The sequence below is a fragment of the Streptomyces djakartensis genome (genome assembly GCF_014651075.1).
Lineage (GTDB): Bacteria > Actinomycetota > Actinomycetes > Streptomycetales > Streptomycetaceae > Streptomyces > Streptomyces djakartensis.
Genome location: NZ_BMWE01000002.1, coordinates 317611 through 333814, shown reverse-complemented (window position 1 = coordinate 333814; position 16204 = coordinate 317611). Strand labels below are relative to the sequence as shown.

At 71.2% G+C, this 16204-nt stretch carries 15 protein-coding genes; 7 read left to right on the top strand and 8 right to left on the bottom strand.

From position 1 onward, the window contains the following. Positions 1–33: 33 nt before the first annotated feature. The 4 genes from iolD to iolC are packed head-to-tail and all read right to left on the bottom strand — an operon-like array spanning position 34 to position 4713. Positions 34–1908 carry a 3D-(3,5/4)-trihydroxycyclohexane-1,2-dione acylhydrolase (decyclizing) gene (gene iolD, locus IE212_RS05005; RefSeq protein WP_190196455.1) on the bottom strand — a complete coding sequence of 625 codons (1875 nt, stop codon included), beginning with the start codon at positions 1906–1908 and terminating at the stop codon, positions 34–36. Next, a complete protein-coding gene (gene iolB, locus IE212_RS05000; protein ID WP_190196454.1) occupies positions 1905–2798 on the bottom strand; it encodes a 5-deoxy-glucuronate isomerase in 894 nt (297 codons plus the stop codon). The genes iolD and iolB overlap by 4 nt, the downstream gene beginning before the upstream one ends. A gap of 45 nt (positions 2799–2843) precedes the next feature. Beyond that, positions 2844–3722: a Cgl0159 family (beta/alpha)8-fold protein gene (locus IE212_RS04995; protein WP_190196453.1), complete on the bottom strand. Its 879-nt coding sequence runs from the start codon at positions 3720–3722 to the stop codon at positions 2844–2846. A 13-nt stretch (positions 3723–3735) separates the two neighbouring features. Next, a complete protein-coding gene (gene iolC, locus IE212_RS04990; RefSeq protein ID WP_190196452.1) occupies positions 3736–4713 on the bottom strand; it encodes a 5-dehydro-2-deoxygluconokinase in 978 nt (325 codons plus the stop codon). A 321-nt stretch (positions 4714–5034) separates the two neighbouring features. Between iolC and IE212_RS04985 the strand changes: the two genes are divergently transcribed. From IE212_RS04985 to IE212_RS04965, 5 genes are read left to right on the top strand one after another with little or no spacing between them, the layout of a single operon-like run. Next, a complete protein-coding gene (locus IE212_RS04985) occupies positions 5035–6054 on the top strand; it encodes a sugar ABC transporter substrate-binding protein (RefSeq protein ID WP_190196451.1) in 1020 nt (339 codons plus the stop codon). Next, complete coding sequence (locus tag IE212_RS04980; protein ID WP_190196450.1) at positions 6054–7130, top strand: ABC transporter permease; 1077 nt, start codon at positions 6054–6056, stop codon at positions 7128–7130. The genes IE212_RS04985 and IE212_RS04980 overlap by 1 nt, the downstream gene beginning before the upstream one ends. A 5-nt stretch (positions 7131–7135) precedes the next feature. Beyond that, positions 7136–8047 (top strand): ATP-binding cassette domain-containing protein, encoded by a 912-nt coding sequence (locus tag IE212_RS04975; RefSeq protein WP_190196449.1) that lies wholly within the window; start codon positions 7136–7138, stop codon positions 8045–8047. Between the two features lies 1 nt (position 8048). Beyond that, the gene (locus tag IE212_RS04970) at positions 8049–8951 is read left to right on the top strand and encodes a sugar phosphate isomerase/epimerase family protein (protein ID WP_190196448.1); all 903 of its coding nucleotides are present in this window, start codon (positions 8049–8051) and stop codon (positions 8949–8951) included. 18 nt (positions 8952–8969) lie between these two features. Then, complete coding sequence (locus IE212_RS04965) at positions 8970–9998, top strand: Gfo/Idh/MocA family protein (protein ID WP_190196447.1); 1029 nt, start codon at positions 8970–8972, stop codon at positions 9996–9998. A 116-nt stretch (positions 9999–10114) separates the two neighbouring features. Here the strand turns inward: IE212_RS04965 and IE212_RS04960 are convergent, their stop codons facing one another. The 3 genes from IE212_RS04960 to IE212_RS04950 form a co-directional block, all read right to left on the bottom strand. Continuing rightward, complete coding sequence (locus tag IE212_RS04960; RefSeq protein ID WP_190196446.1) at positions 10115–11119, bottom strand: Gfo/Idh/MocA family protein; 1005 nt, start codon at positions 11117–11119, stop codon at positions 10115–10117. A gap of 134 nt (positions 11120–11253) precedes the next feature. Further along, positions 11254–12030, bottom strand: a complete 777-nt coding sequence (locus IE212_RS04955) for an SDR family oxidoreductase (protein ID WP_190196445.1) — start codon at positions 12028–12030, stop codon at positions 11254–11256. Between the two features lie 7 nt (positions 12031–12037). Continuing rightward, positions 12038–13195, bottom strand: a complete 1158-nt coding sequence (locus IE212_RS04950) for a phytanoyl-CoA dioxygenase family protein (RefSeq protein WP_190196444.1) — start codon at positions 13193–13195, stop codon at positions 12038–12040. Between the two features lie 108 nt (positions 13196–13303). Here IE212_RS04950 and IE212_RS04945 point away from each other — a divergent pair, with 108 nt between their 5' ends. Next, positions 13304–14335, top strand: coding sequence for a LacI family DNA-binding transcriptional regulator (locus IE212_RS04945; RefSeq protein WP_190196443.1), 1032 nt, complete (start codon positions 13304–13306; stop codon positions 14333–14335). 63 nt (positions 14336–14398) lie between these two features. Then, positions 14399–15010 carry a TMEM175 family protein gene (locus IE212_RS04940; protein WP_190196442.1) on the top strand — a complete coding sequence of 204 codons (612 nt, stop codon included), beginning with the start codon at positions 14399–14401 and terminating at the stop codon, positions 15008–15010. Positions 15011–15020: 10 nt separating this feature from the next. On the opposite strand, the gene IE212_RS04935 is transcribed toward IE212_RS04940, so the two are convergent. Continuing rightward, complete coding sequence (locus IE212_RS04935) at positions 15021–16184, bottom strand: Gfo/Idh/MocA family protein (protein WP_190196441.1); 1164 nt, start codon at positions 16182–16184, stop codon at positions 15021–15023. Positions 16185–16204 lie beyond the last annotated feature (20 nt).

The window sequence follows — 16204 nt, the reverse complement described above, 5'->3', positions numbered from 1 at the left end:
CCTGTGGCAGCGGGGAGTTCGTCAGCGGGGCGTTCAGAGGTGCCGGCGGCGTCCGGCCACCTGGCGGTCGTAGCGCTCGCGGGCCTGGACGGCGGCCTCGCGGGAGGCGGTCTCGGCGACCGGCACGTCCCACCAGGCCTCGGCCGGAGGAGCGGTCGGCGCCGGGTCGGTCTCGACGTACACGCACGTCGGCCGGTCGGAGGCGCGGGCCGCGGCCAGTGCCTCGCGCAGCTCGCGCACGGTCTTGGCGCGCAGCACGTCCATGCCGAGGCTCGCCGCGTTGGCGGCCAGGTCGACGGGCAGCGGGGCGCCCGTGAAGGTGCCGTCGGCCGCACGGAAGCGGTAGGCGGTGCCGAACCGCTCGCCGCCGGTCTCCTGCGACAGGCCGCCGATGGAGGCGTAGCCGTGGTTCTGGAGCAGCACGATGTTGACGGGCAGGCCCTCCTGGACGGCCGTGACGATCTCCGTCGGCATCATCAGGTAGGTGCCGTCGCCGACCAGCGCCCAGACGGGCGTCCCCGGGGCGGCCTGCTGGACGCCGATCGCGGCCGGGATCTCGTAGCCCATGCAGGAGTAGCCGTACTCCAGGTGGTACTGGCGCGGGCTGCGGGAACGCCACAGCTTGTGCAGGTCGCCGGGGAGCGAACCGGCCGCGTTGATCACCACGTCGCAGTCACCGACGGTCGCGTCCAGCGCGCCGAGCACCTGCGTCTGCGTCGGGACCGCGTTCTCGTCACCGGCGCGGTAGGCGGCCTCGACGACCTCGTCCCAGCGTGCCTTGCCGGCGCGGTACTCCGCCTCGTACTCCGCGCTCACCCGGTCCCCGGAGAGCGCCTCGAGCAGCCTCTCGAGACCGGACCGCGCGTCGCACACCAGGGTGCGCGCGGCCAGCTTGTGCGCGTCGAAGCCCGTGATGTTGAGGTTCAGGAACCGCACCGCCGGGTTCTGGAAGAGCGTGCCGGAGGCCGTCGTGAAGTCGGTGTAGCGGGTGCCGACGCCGATCACCAGGTCGGCGGTGCGGGCGAGTTCGTCACTGACCGCCGTGCCGGTGTGGCCGATGCCGCCGAGGTCGGCGGGGTGGTCGTGGCGCAGCGAGCCCTTGCCGGCCTGGGTGGAGGCGACCGGGATGCCGGTGGCCTCCACGAACGCCTTCAGCGCCGCCTCGGCCTCGCTGTGGTGGACGCCGCCGCCCGCCACGATCAGCGGCCGCTCGGCCGACCGGATCGCCTCGACGGCCGCCGTCAGTTCCACCGGGTCGGGTGCGGCTCGCCGCACGTACCAGACCCGCTCGGCGAAGAACTCCTCCGGCCAGTCGTACGCCTCTGCCTGCACGTCCTGCGGCAGCGCGAGGGTGACGGCGCCGGTCTCGGCCGGGTCTGCCAGGACCCGCATCGCCTGGAGCGCGGAGGGGATCAGCGCCTCCGGGCGGGTGATGCGGTCGAAGTACCTCGACACCGGGCGCAGGGTGTCGTTGACCGACACATCCGCCTCGACCGGGTGCTCCAGCTGCTGCAGCAGCGGGTCGGGGGCGTGCGAGGCGAAGTAGTCGCCGGGCAGGAGCAGCACCGGCAGGCGGTTGATGGTGGCCAGGGCGGCGCCGGTGACCAGGTTGGTGGCGCCCGGGCCGATCGAGGTCGTCACCGCCTGCGCGGACAGGCGGTTCAGCTGCCGGGCGTAGCCGACCGCCGCGTGCACCATGGACTGCTCGTTGCGGCCCTGGTGGAACGGCATGACCTGCTCGCCCGCCTCCAGCAGCGCCTGCCCGACCCCGGCCACGTTGCCATGGCCGAAGATGCCCCAGGTCCCGGCGATCAGCCGGCGGCGCACGCCGTCCCGCTCGGTGTACTGGGCGGACAGGAACCGAACCAGCGCCTGGGCGGTCGTCAGTCTGCGGGTGGGGGCGCTCATGCGGGGGTCTCCGGGGCGGTGTAGAGGGGGAGCCGTGGGTCGGCCGGCTGGTCCGGCCAGGTGTCGCGGATCCAGGCGTGGTCGGGGTGGTCGCAGATCAGCCAGGCCCGCTCGGCCTCCGGGCCGGCCATGACGTTGAGGTAGTACATGTGGTGGCCGGGCGTGGCCATCGACGGTCCGTGCCAGCCGTCCGGGATCAGGACGACGTCACCGTCGCGGACCTCGGCCAGCACGTCGGTGTCCCGGCCCGGGCCGGAGGGGGAGACACGCTGGTAGCCGAGCCCGGGGATGCCGTCGTGGCCGGCGAACTCGAAGTAGTAGATCTCCTCCAGCACGGACTCCTCGCCCGGCCGGTGCTCGTCGTGCTTGTGCGGCGGGAACGACGACCAGTTGCCGCCCGGAGTGATCACCTCGACGGCGATGAGCTTGTCGCACTCGAAGACCCCGGCCGCGCCGAAGTTGTTGACCTGCCGGGAGCAGTTCCCGGTGCCGCGCAGCTCCACGGGCACCTCGGAGGCCGGCCCGTAGCGGGCGGGCAGCCGGCGGGTGCAGCGGGCGCCGGTCAGCGCGAACCGACCGCCGGCGGCGGAGGTCACGGTCGCGCGGGCGTCGCGCGGCACGTACGCGAAGTCGCTGACGCCGCTGAACACGTCCGGGCGGCCGTGGAGTGCGAAGGTCTTCTGGCCGAAGTCGTCAGCGGCGGTGACCGTGCAGCCGCCGCTCAGCGGGACGACGATCCACTCGCTGTCGTCGGTGTCGAAGGTGTGGGTGCCGTCCGGCGGCAGCTCCAGTACCCGCAGGCTGGAGTACCCCCAGCCGGCCTTCTCGGGCGTGACGTCGACGGTGTACGGGCCGCCGAGGGCCTTACCCGCGGGAAGGTGATACGTCATCGTGTGCCTTTCGGATCACAGCGGAGCGACTCACATCTGACCGGTTCACAACAGACCGACGGCCGTGTCCACCGCCTCTTCCACACTGCCCCCGGCCGGGTAGAGCAGCGAGCGCCCGACGACCATGCCCTGGACGGTGGGCAGGCGCAGGGCCTTGCGCCAGCGTTCGTACGCGCCCTCCTGGTCGTCGCCGACCTCGCCGCCCAGCAGGACCACGGGCAGCGTGGACGTCTCCAGGACCTCGGCCATGTCGTCCGGGTCGTCGGTGACGGGCAGCTTCAGCCAGGTGTAGGCGGAGGTGCCGCCCAGCCCGGAGGCGATCGCGACGGACCGCGTCACGGCCTCGGCGGACAGGTCGTTGCGGACCTTTCCGCCCACCCGCCGGGAGATGAACGGCTCGACGAACAGGGGAAGTCTCCGGGCCGCCATGGCGTCGACGGCCCGGGCGGTGGACTCCAGGGTGGTGAGCGAGCCCGGGTCGTCGTAGTCGATGCGCACCAGGAGCTTGCCCGCGTCGAAGCGGAGCCGGGCGATGTCCTCGGCGCGGTGGCCGGTGAAACGGTCGTCCATCTCGAAGCAGGCCCCGGCGAGTCCGCCGCGGTTCATCGAGCCCATGACGACCTTGTTCTCCAGCACCCCGAGCAGGAGCAGGTCCTCCAGGATGTCGGCGGTGGCGAGCACCCCGTCGACGCCGGGCCGCGACAGCGCGACGCACAGCCGCTTGAGCAGGTCGGCGCGGTTGGCCATGGCCAGGCTCCGGTCACCGACCCCGAGGGCGCCGCGCGCCGGGTGGTCGGCGGCCACGATCATCAGCCGGCCGCTGTCGCCGATCAGCGGGCGGCGTACCCGGGCGGCGGCAGCCTCGGCGACGGCCTCGGGGTTCCGGGCTCTGACCGTGGTGAGGTCGGGGATGCCGATGTTCAAGGAAGGCTCCGTTTCAGTGGCTCGCGCCAGGTGACGGCACCCCGGCGAGAAGGTCCTCGATCTCGGACTCGGTGGGCATCGCGGAGGAGCAGGCGAGGCGGGAGGCGACGAGGGCGCCTGCGGCGTTGGCGTGGCGCATGGTCTTCTCCAGGTCCCAGCCGGAGAGCAGACCGTGGCAGAGCGAGCCGCCGAAGGCATCGCCCGCGCCCAGGCCGTTGACCACCTCGACGGGAACCGGCGGCACCTCGGCCCGGCTGCCGTCGCGGTGCACGGCGAGCACGCCCTTGGGGCCCTGCTTGACGACGGCCAGCTCCACGCCCGCCTCCAGCAGCGCCTCGGCGCAGGCCTGCGGCTCGCGCACACCGGTGGCGATCTCGCACTCGTCGAGGTTGCCGACCGCCACCGTGACGTGGCGCAGCGCCTCGCGGTAGTAGGGGCGGGCCTCCTCGGGGTCGCGCCAGAACATCGGGCGCCAGTCGAGGTCGAAGACGGTGATCCCCGACCTGTCGCGGGCCTTGAGGGCGGCCAGGGTGGCGGAGCGGCTCGGCTCCTCGCTCAGGCCGGTGCCGGTGATCCAGAAGATCCGGGCCCCGCGGATCGCGAAGAAGTCCAGCTCGTCCGTGTGGATCTCCAGGTCCGGCGCCTTGGGGCGGCGGTAGAAGTACAGCGGGAAGTCGTCCGGCGGGAAGATCTCGCAGAACGTGATCGGCGTCGGGTACGCGTCGACCGGGGTGACCCAGCGGTCGTCGACGCCGAAGGACCTCAGCTCCTCGTGCAGGTAGGTGCCGAAGGGGTCGTCGCCGGTGCGGGTGATCACCGCCGTGCGACGCCCGAGGCGGGCCGACGCGACCGCCACATTGGCCGCCGAACCCCCCAGAAACTTCCCGAACTTCTCCACTTGTGGAAGTGGGACGCCGGTCTGGTGTGGATAGAGGTCGACTCCGACGCGGCCCATCGTGATCAAGTCGAAATGCTGGGCTGACCCGGCCATGCGCGACCTCCTCGGGAAGCTGGGGATGCGGGTCCGAAGGCGCCCTGACACGGTGGGGACGTGGATCCGTGGACCTGCCGCCTCCCAGGTTTAGGCCCGCGAGGGCGGCGCTGTCAATACTTTGTACTTACATTCGGACCTGCTTGTGAAATGATGTCTTAACAAAGTATTGACAGTGGGCGCGGCAGGGACTTGGATCCCGTGGCATCGCAACAGTCTGCTTGCGGCATCATGATCCGGACTCCGTAAGGCTCCGGGACCACGGATCCCTCGTGATCCCCTCTCCTTTCCCCGCAGTAGCACAGTGAGGTGCCAGGAAAGATGGACCGCTCTTCCCACCCCCGCTCCCGCAGGATCGCGCCCGTCGTCGCCGTCGCCGCGGCGGCGGCCCTGACCCTCGCCGGCTGCTCCAGCAGTTCCGGGGGCAAGAAGTCCGAGGAAGGCGCCGCGAACGCCTCCGCCGGCAAGGCCACCACACCGCGCATGACCGTCGCGCTGGTCACCCACCAGGCTCCCGGCGACACCTTCTGGGACACCGTCCGCAAGGGCGCCGAGGCCGCGGCCGCCAAGGACAACATCAAGCTCGTCTACTCCGCCGACCCGAACGCGGGCAACCAGGCCAACCTGGTCCAGAACGCGATCGACCAGAAGGTCGACGGCATCGCCGTGACCCTCGCCAAGCCGGACGCGCTCAAGGGCGTCATCGGCAAGGCCGAGAAGGCCGGCATACCCGTCGTCGGCCTCAACTCCGGTCTGAGCGACTGGAAGAAGCTCAACCTGCTGGAGTTCTTCGGCCAGGACGAGTCGGTGGCCGGCGAGGCCTTCGGCAAGAAGCTCAACGAGGTCGGCGCCAAGAAGGTCCTCTGCGTGATGCAGGAGCAGGGCAACGTCGGCCTGACGCAGCGGTGTGACGGCGTGGCGAAGACCTTCGAGGGCAAGGTCGACCCGCAGAACGTCAACGGCACCGACATGCCGGCCGTGAAGTCGACGATCACCGCCAAGCTGAAGCAGGACCCGTCCATCGACTACGTCGTCACGCTGGGCGCGCCCTTCGCGCTGACCGCGGTGCAGTCGGTCGGCGACGCCGGCAGCAAGGCGAAGGTCGCCACCTTCGACCTCAACAAGGACCTGATCAAGTCCATCAAGGCGGGCGACATCCAGTTCGCCGTCGACCAGCAGCCCTACCTGCAGGGCTACCTGGCCGTCGACGGCCTGTGGCTCTACAAGAACAACGGCAACTACAGCGGCGGCGGCGAGCAGCCCGTGCTGACCGGCCCGGCCTTCGTCGACAAGTCCAACGTCGACAAGATCGGGGAGTTCGCCGCGAAGGGCACCCGGTGATGAGCATGACCCAGCAGGCCACGCCGGCGGTGGAGACACCGCCGGCCTCCGGCCAGAAGCAGTCCGACGGCCGGACAAGGCAGCGCCCGCCGGCGCTGCGGCTGCTCGCCCGGCCCGAGGTCGGCGTCTTCCTCGGCGCCGTCGCCGTGCTCGTGTTCTTCCTGTTCGCGGCCCCGCCGGTGCGCGACGGCAGCTCGATGGCGAACATCCTGTACCAGTCGTCGACCATCGGGATCATGGCGCTGCCGGTGGCGCTGCTGATGATCGGCGGCGAGTTCGACCTGTCCGCCGGTGTCGCCGTGATCACCTCGGCGCTGACCGCGTCGATGCTCAGCTACCAGCTGACCCTGAACGTCTGGATGGGCGTGATCGTCGCCCTGATCGTGTCGCTCGCGATCGGCGCGTTCAACGGCTGGCTGCTGGTCAGGACCGGCCTGCCGAGCTTCCTGGTCACCTTGGGCACCTTCCTCATCCTCCAAGGTGTGAACCTCGCGATCACCAAGCTGGTCACCGGCAACGTCGCCACCGACGACATCAGCGACATGGACGGCTTCACACAGGCGCAGAAGCTCTTCGCCTCGACGTTCGAGGTCGGCGGGGTCAACGTCAAGATCACCGTGGTGTGGTGGCTGGTCTTCGCGGCCCTGGCCACCTGGGTGCTGCTGCGCACCAAGTACGGCAACTGGATCTTCGCGGTCGGCGGCAACAAGGAGAGCGCCCGGGCCGTCGGCGTCCCGGTGACCTTCACCAAGATCTCCCTGTTCATGCTGGTCGGCTTCGGCGCCTGGTTCGTCGGCATGCACCAGCTGTTCTCCTTCAACACCGTGCAGTCCGGCGAGGGCGTGGGCCAGGAGCTCATCTACATCGCCGCGGCCGTCATCGGCGGCTGCCTGCTGACCGGCGGCTACGGCTCCGCGATCGGCCCGGTCTTCGGCGCCTTCATGTTCGGCATGGTGCAGCAGGGCATCGTCTACGCCGGCTGGAACCCCGACTGGTTCAAGGCCTTCCTCGGCGTGATGCTCCTCGGCGCCGTCCTCATCAATCTGTGGGTCCAGCGCACGGCGACCCGGAGGTGACAGCGATGACCAGCAAAGAACCCGGCACCCACGGCGCCGTCCTTGAGGACACGCCGCCCACGCAGGACCGCCCCCTCGTCGAACTCCGCGGCGCCGGCAAGTCCTACGGCAACATCCGCGCCCTGCACGGCGTCGACCTGACCGTCCACCCCGGCAACGTGACCTGCGTCCTCGGCGACAACGGCGCCGGCAAGTCCACCCTCATCAAGATCATCTCGGGGCTGCACCAGCACACCGAGGGCGAGTTCCTCGTCGACGGCGAACCCGTGCGCTTCTCCACCCCGCGCGAGGCCCTCGACAAGGGCATCGCCACGGTCTACCAGGACCTCGCCGTCGTCCCGCTGATGCCGGTGTGGCGCAACTTCTTCCTCGGCTCCGAGATGACCAAGGGCCCCTGGCCCGTGCGCCGTCTCGACATCGAGAAGATGAAGAGGACCGCGGACGAGGAACTCCGCAACATGGGCATCGTCCTGGACGACCTGGAGCAGCCCATCGGCACGCTCTCCGGCGGCCAGCGCCAGTGCGTCGCCATCGCCCGCGCCGTCTACTTCGGCGCCCGCGTCCTCATCCTGGACGAGCCGACCGCCGCCCTCGGCGTCAAGCAGTCCGGTGTGGTGCTGAAGTACATCGCCGCCGCCCGCGAGAAGGGCCTCGGCGTCATCTTCATCACCCACAACCCCCACCACGCCTACATGGTCGGCGACCACTTCAGCGTGCTGCGCCTCGGCACCGTGGAACTCTCCGCCTCCCGCAGCGACGTCAGCCTCGAAGAGCTGACCAACCACATGGCAGGCGGCGCCGAACTGGCCTCCCTCAAGCATGAGCTGGCGCAGGTCCGCGGCGTCGACGTCGAAGAGCTCCCCGAGGAGGGGGACCTCACCGCTCCCGTAGCCACGTCTTCGGAAGGAAAGTCCTGACATGGCCCTCGCGCTCGACCGCATCCGGGTGGGCTCCGCCCCCGACTCCTGGGGCGTCTGGTTCCCCGACGACCCCCAGCAGGTGCCCTGGGAACGCTTCCTCGACGAGGTCACCGAAGCCGGCTACTCCTGGATCGAACTCGGCCCCTACGGCTACCTGCCCACCGACCCGGCCCGGCTCACCGACGAGATCACCAAGCGGAACCTGAAGGTCTCCGCGGGCACGATCTTCTGCGGACTGCACCGCGGACCCTCCGAGTGGGACTCCACCTGGGAACAGGTCAGCCGCGTCGCCGCCCTCACCCAGGCCATGGACGCGAAGCACCTGGTCGTCATCCCGTCGTTCTGGCGCGACGACAAGACCGCCGAGATCCTCGAACCCCCGGAGCTCACCGTCGAGCAGTGGCGCAACCTCACCACGGGCATGGAGCGCCTCGGCCGCGAGGTGAAGGACCGGTACGGCCTGGACATCGTCGTCCACCCGCACGCCGACACGCACATCGACAACGAGGAGCACGTCGAGCGGTTCCTCGACTCGACCGACTCCGACCTGGTCAACCTCTGCCTGGACACCGGGCACTACGCCTACTGCGGCGGCGACAGCGTCAAGCTCATCGAGACCTACGGCGAGCGAATCGGCTACCTGCACCTCAAGCAGGTCGACCCCGAGATCCTCGCCGACGTCGTCAGGAACGAGATCCCGTTCGGCCCCGCCGTCCAGCGCGGCGTGATGTGCGAACCGCCCGCCGGCGTCCCCGAGCTGGGCCCGGTCCTCACGGCCGCCCAGAAGCTGGGCGTCGACCTCTTCGCCATCGTCGAGCAGGACATGTACCCCTGCGAGCCGGACAAGCCGCTGCCGATCGCGGTGCGCACCCGCAAGTTCCTGAGGTCCTGCGGCGCCTGACGACCCGAAAGGACGGCCATGGCCGAGCGCGCCACCCACACAGCCCTTGGCGTAGCAGTCATCGGGACCGGAAGGATGGGCGCCGACCATGTGCGCCGCATCCACGAAGTCATCAGCGGAGCACGGGTGGTGGCCGTCGCGGACGTCGACGCGGAGCGCGCGAAGGCCGTCGCCGCGCGCGTCGACGGCTGTACCCCCTACACCGACCCGGCGGCCGCGATGGCGGCGGCCGACGTCGACGCCGTCCTGATCGCCTCCCCGGGCCCGGCCCACGAGGCCACACTCCTCGCCGCGTTCGAGCACGATCTGCCCGTCCTGTGCGAGAAGCCGCTCACCCCCGACTCGGCGTCCGCCCTGCGCGTCCTCGAAGCCGAACTGCGCCTCGGCCACCGCCGGGCCCAGGTCGGTTTCATGCGCCGCTACGACCCCGAGTACGTCAAGCTCAAGGCCCTGCTGACGACCGGTCAGCTGGGCCGTCCGCTCATGCTGCACAACCGGCACCGCAACGTCGCCAGCCCGCCCTCCTTCACCAGCTCCATGCTCATCAGCGACTCCGTCGCCCACGAGGCCGACGCGACCCGCTGGCTGCTGGGCCACGAGATCACGGCGGTCACCGTGCTGCGCCCGGCCCCGTCCGCCGGCGCGCCCGGGGGACTGCGTGATCCGCAGTTCGTCGTCTTCGAGACCGACGGCGGCGCCCTCAGCGACGTCGAGATCTTCGTCAACTGCGGCTTCGGCTACCAGGTCCAGGCCGAGGTGGTCTGCGAACGCGGCACCGCCCGCATCGGCGACGGCCACGCCCTGGTCACCAACATGGCCGGCCGCTGGGGCGGCACCATCGCCCAGGACTTCACCGAGCGCTTCGAGACGGCCTACGACCAGGAGATCCAGGCCTGGGTCGACGCCACCCGCCGTGGCGAGGTCACCGGCCCGAGCGTCTGGGACGGCTACGCGGCGGCCGCGGTGTGCGAGGCGGGGGTACGGGCGCTGGACGACGGCGGCCGGGTGGAGATCGCACTGGAGCGGAAACCCGCGCTGTACGCCTGAGCGGGGCCCGGGCACGCATGCCCCGGGCCCAGCTCTGCGTGTGCGTCAGATCCTGGTGCGCGGCCTGACCTCGAACCCGGCCTGGCGGTAACAGGCGGGTTCCCGGCCCTTGCCGTTCATGCCTGCCGTACCTCCTCGATCGTCACGGGACGGTGCTCGTGCAGCGACAGGGTGCACGCGTCGGCGATCCAGCCCGCCTCCAGGGCGTCCTCGATCGTGCAGGGCGACGGGCGCGCGCCGGCCACGACCTCGGTGAAGGCGGTCAGTTCGGCGCGGTAGGCCGCGGTGAAGCGGTCCATGAAGAAGTCGTGCGGGGTGCCCGCCGGGAAGGTCACGCCCGGCTCGACCGAACGCAGCGGCAGCTTGTCCTCCAGGCCGACGGCGATGGAGTCCTCGAAGCCGTGGATCTCCATGCGGACGTCGTAACCACGCGCGTTGTGGCGGGAGTTGGAGACCACCGCGATGGTGCCGTCGTCGAGGGTGAGGATCGCGCCGGTGGTGTCGGCGTCGCCGGCCTCCTTGATGAAGCCGGCGCCGCGGTTGCCGCCGACGGCGTACACCTCGGTCACCTCGCGCCCCGTCACCCAGCGGATGATGTCGAAGTCGTGGACCGAGCAGTCGCGGAAGATGCCGCCGGAGGCGGCGATGTACGCGGCGGGCGGCGGGGCCGGGTCCAGCGTGGTCGAGCGGACCGTGTGCAGTGTGCCGAGCTCTCCGCTCAGCACGGCGGCGCGGGCGTTGACGAATCCGGTGTCGAAGCGGCGGTTGTAACCGATCTGGATCGGCACGCCCTTGTCCCGGACCGCCTTGAGCACCTCGACGCCCTCGCCCATGGTCTTGGCGACGGGCTTCTCACAGAAGACCGGAACCCCGGCCTCGACCCCGGCCAGGATCAGCGCCGGGTGGGCGTCCGTGGCGGCGGCCACCACGATCCCGTCCACGCCGGCCGCCAGCAGGGCCTCCGGCGAGTCCACGACCTCGGCACCGAACCGCTCCGCGGCGGTCTTCGCGGCGTCCGCGAACGGATCGGTGACGACGAGCGACTCGACGGCGTCGAGCCCGGAGAGGGTCTCGGCGTGAAAGGCGCCGATACGGCCGAGGCCGAGAATTCCGATTCGCATGGGGTGTTGCTCCTTGATGCAGGGTGCTGTGCGCCCCATGGGGGCGCGGGGCTGTGCAGATATGCGGCTCCGCCGCGTGGGCGCGATCAACCACAACGGCGCCGCACACGGCCGGCGACGAGCGCGGCCAATCCTCAGTCGAGCCCTCCCAACACGTTCTGGTCCCAATCGATGACCGACCCGGTAACCACCCCGGACCGCTCCGAGAGCAGAAAGACCACGAACTCGGCGATCTCATCCGGCTGGCCCAACTTGCCCATCGGCAGCTTCTCGGCGGCCTGGTCACGCCAGTCGTCCCCGGCCCCGTGGAACGCCCTCTGCGTCGCGTCCTCACCCTCCGTCGCCGTCCAGCCGATGTTCAGCCCGTTGATCCGGACCCGGTCCCACCGGTGCGCGTGCGCCGCGTTCCGGGTCAGCCCGATCAATCCCGCCTTGGCGGCCACGTACGGCGCCAGGAACGGCTGCCCCCCGTGCGCCGACGACGTGATGATGTTGACGACCGTGCCGGGCGCCCCACGCCCGACCATGTCGGAGACGGCGGCCTGCATGGCGAAGAACGGCGCCTTGAGGTTGATCGCGATGTGCTGGTCGAACAGCTCCGGCGAGGTGTCCAGCAGCGTGCCCCGTGACGTCAGCCCCGCCGAGTTGACCAGGCAGTCGATCCGCCCGTACGCGTCGACGACCTCGGCGACGGACGCCTTGGCCTGCTCCGCGTCCGCGAGATCGGCCCGTACGAACATCGCCTTGCCTCCGCCGGCGGCCAGCTCGGCCACCAGCGCCTCACCGGGCCCGGGGCGCCGCCCGGTGACGGCGACGACCGCGCCTTCGCGGACCGCGGCCCGCGCGATGGCCGCGCCGACCCCCTGGCTGCCGCCGTTGACCAGGACGACCTTGTCGTCGAGAAGTCCCATGGAGTCCTCAGCTCTCTCGCCGTTCGCCACCGGCCCGCAGCTCCGCCCGGAGTACCTCCGGCGTCCATCCCTCGCGCAGCGCCCGCCGCACGAGGTCCGCCTGCGACGGCGGGGCCAGACCGCCGGCCGGCGGGTCGCTGTCGAGGTTGGTGGGGAAGGGGTAGCCCTCGGCGCTCGCCGCGATCACGTTCTCCAGCCACGCCTGGTCGGCACCCCGCGCCCTGCGCTCCAGCAGCACGGGATACACGGCGCCCGCGACGGCCTCCCGGTCCACCGTCTCCATCGCGCGCCCGAACGCGGACGACACCTGCAGCAGGTTGGCCATGCGCCGGACGTCCGCCGAGCGGTTGGTGCCGGCGGCGTGGAAGAGGGCCGGGTTGAAGAACACCGCGTCGCCCTTCGCCAGCGGCAGCTGCACGTACCGCGCCTCGAAGTACGCACGGAACTCCGGGAGCCGCCAGGCGAGGTAGCCCGGTTCGTACTTCTGCGAGTGCGGCAGATACATCGTCGGCCCGGACTCCACGGGCATGTCGCAGTGCGCGACCGCGCCCTGCAGGGTCAGCGCGGGGGAGAGGCGGTGCACCTGCGCCGGGTAGGCGGCGGCGACCTCGTTCGGCAGGAAGCCCAGGTGGTAGTCCCGGTGCACGGTCTGTGCCGCAGCGCCCGGGTTGACCACGTTGAGCTGTGAGGTGACCTGGTAGCCCGGGCCCAGCCAGGCCGTCGACACGAGGGCGAGGACGTCGTTGGCGTAGTAGTCGGCGAACACCTCGGCGTCGTACCGGGCCGTCTTCTCCAGCGCGTTCCACACCCGGTCGTTGGCGCCCGGCTCGGCGAAGTGGTCACCGGCCGTGGCTCCCGAGGCGCGCTGCTCGGCGATCAGCGCCTCGAACACGGCGGTGGCGCGGTCCACGACCTCCGGGTCGGGAAACGCCCCGCGGAAGACGACGATGCCGGGGCCGTCGGCGAGCGCCCGCACCAGCTCGGCCTGGACCACGCGGTCGCCCTCGAGGAGGCCGGCGTCGTAGACCGGCACGTTCCGCTCCACGGCGAAGGCGTGCGGGTAGTCGGCGGGGTCCGTCGCCTGCTCGACCAGCGCGCGGAACGCGTCGAGATCGCAGTCCTGCTCGGACAGCCAGGTACGAGGGGTCACGGGGGTGAAGGACATCGTCGTCCCTTCGGGGTCACAGAGCGACGCAGCCCTGTCATTCTTGTCAGTACAAACCCCTCGAACAACCAGCAGCGAGCCATCAAAAACCCCTCAAGGAGCCGACGCATGGGTCACCCCTTCCCGATCCGGGAGATCGCCCGTCAGGCGGGCCTGAGCGAGGCGACCGTCGACCGGGTCCTGAACGGCAGGGGCGGAGTGCGCGAGAGCACCGCACGGGAGGTCCGCCAGGCCATCGCCGACCTGGACCGGCAGCGCACCCAGGTCCGGCTGGTGGGCCGGACGTTCATGGTGGACATCGTGATGCAGGCGCCCGAGCGCTTCACCACGGCGATCCGCGCCGCCCTGGAGGCCGAGCTGCCGTCGCTGCACCCGGCCGTGCTGCGTTCCCGCTTCCACTTCCGTGAGACCGGCCCGGTCGAGGAGCTGGTGCGCACCCTGGACCGCATCGCCCGGCGGGGCTCACAGGGCGTGATCCTCAAAGCCCCCGACGTCCCCGAGGTCACCGCCGCGGTGGGCCGGCTTACGGCGGCCGGCATACCGGTCGTGACGCTGGTGACCGACCTGCCGTCCAGCGCCCGCCTCGCCCGCGTCGGCATAGACGACCGGGCGGCGGGGGCGACGGCCGCCTATCTGACGGGCCAGTGGCTCGGGGAGCGGCCGGGCAACATCCTCACCAGCCTCAGCAGCGGGTCCTTCCGCAACGAGGAGGAGCGCGAGATGGGCTTCCGCGGCGCCATGCGGGCCCGGCACCCCGAACGCACCCTCGTCGAGATCGCCGAGGGGCAGGGCCTGGACGCCACCCAGTACGACCTCGTCCGCGCCGCGCTGGAACGCGACCCGGACATCCGTGCCGTCTACTCGATCGGCGGCGGCAACATCGCCACGCTGCGTGCCTTCGACGACCTCGGCCGCGAGTGCGCCGTGTTCGTCGCACACGATCTCGACCACGACAACACCCGCCTGCTGCGCGAGCACCGCCTGTCCGCCGTGCTCCACCACGACCTGCGTCAGGACGTGCGCGAGGCCTGCCACATCGTCATGCGGGCGCACGGGGCCCTGCCGCCGGCCGGGCCGACCCTGCCGTCGGCGATCCAGGTGGTGACGCCGTACAACATGCCGCCGCAGGCGGCCGTGTGATCCGGCGGCGCGCCCGGGCGTGGGTCCGGGAGAAGGCCCGTCCCGGCCCCTACGGTCGGGCCCATGTGGACCTCGCGCCCGGACGGTGGCCCCGAGCGGCTGGTGACCCTGGTCGACGGCGTGTTCGCCATCGCCATCACCCTGCTCGTCCTGGACATCTCCGTGCCCCGGGACCTGGATCCCGCCGGATACCGCGAGGCCCTGCGGGAGCTGCTCCCGGACCTCGGGGCATACGCGCTGAGCGTCGCGGTGCTCGGGAGCTTCTGGCGCGGCCATCGCGGGATCTTCAAGGAGGTCCGGGAGGTCGACGGGCAGGTGATCGGCATTTCCATCGTCGGCCTCGGCGTCGCCGCCCTCGTCCCCTTCCCGACCCGCCTGCTCGCCGAGTACGGGGACCAGTCCGTGTCGGTCGCCGTCTACGCGGGTGCGGTCGCCGCGCTCGGCGGCTGCCATCTCGCGGTGGCCGCCGTCCTGGCCAAGCGCCCTTGGCTGCGCCACGACCGACCCACCGAGTCGGCGAGCGCCCTCTACCTCCTCGACAGCGCCGTGATCGTGGTGGTCTTCCTCGTCACCGTCCCGCTGGTCTTCGCGACCGGCCCCGTCATCATGTGGCTGTGGCTCATGCTCATCCCGGCGAAGGTCTACCTGGGCAGGCGGCTGCAGAACCCCCGTTGAGGGAGCGGCGTCACCCCTGCGCGGCCACCTCCACCCACGTTCCGCCGCGCGCCGAACGCGCCATGGCGTCCAGCGCGGCCGCGCTGTGCACGGCGTCCGTGACCGTCGCCCCGTGCGGGGTGCCCTCGGCGACGGAGCGGAGGAAGCGGTATGCCTCGATCACCTTCAGGTCGTCGTACCCCATCGCGTTCGCCGCGCCGGGCTGGAACGCGGCGAACTCCCCGTGCCCCGGCCCGACGTACACCGTGGTGACGGACTGGTCCTGGTACGTCGTGCCGCGGCTGACGCCCAGCTCGTTCATGCGGCGGAAGTCCCAGAACACCGCGCCCTTGGTGCCGTGCACCTCGAAGCCGTAGTTGTTCTGCTCGCCGACCGAGACCCGGCAGGCCTCCAGGACACCGCGCGCCCCGGAGGCGAAGCGCAGCAGGCAGCTGACGTAGTCCTCGTTCTCGACCGGGCCGAGTTCACCACCGAGGGCGCGGCTGTGGCCGGCCGTCGCACCGCTCGGCCGGGCCCGCTCCGGGAGGAAGACCGCCGTGTCCGCGGTGAGGGACGCGATGTCGCCGAGCAGGAACCGGGCCAGGTCCGCACCGTGCGAGGCGAGGTCCCCCAGGACCCCGCTGCCGCCCCGCTCCCGCTCGTACCTCCAGGTCAGGGCGCCCTCGGGATGAGCCGCGTAGTCGCTGAACAGCCGGATGCGGACATGCGTGACCGTGCCGAGCTCGCCGGAGGCGATCAGTTCGCGGGCCGCCTCGACGGCGGGAGCGTTGCGGTAGTTGAAGCCGACGGTGCCCTGCACCCCCGCCTTGGCCACCGCGTCCGCGACCGCGCCGGCGTCCTCGGCGGTCAGACCGACCGGCTTCTCGATCCAGATGTGCTTGCCGGCCTCGGCCATCGCGACGCCGATCTCGCGGTGCAGGAAGTTCGGCGCGGTGATGCTGACCGCCCGCACCCGCGGGTCGGCGGCCACCTCGCGCCAGTCCCGCGTCGTCGAGGCGAACCCGAACCGCTCGGCCGCCTCCTCCGCCCGGCCCGGCACCTCCTCGGCGACCGTCACCAGCTCCGGAACGAGGGGCAGCCGCGGATAGTGGTGCCGCACGCGTGCGTACGCCTGCGTGTGCACCCGTCCCATCCAGCCGAAACCGATGACGGCGACGCCGAGCGTGTCCACCATGAGAGCCCCTCTTTGGACCG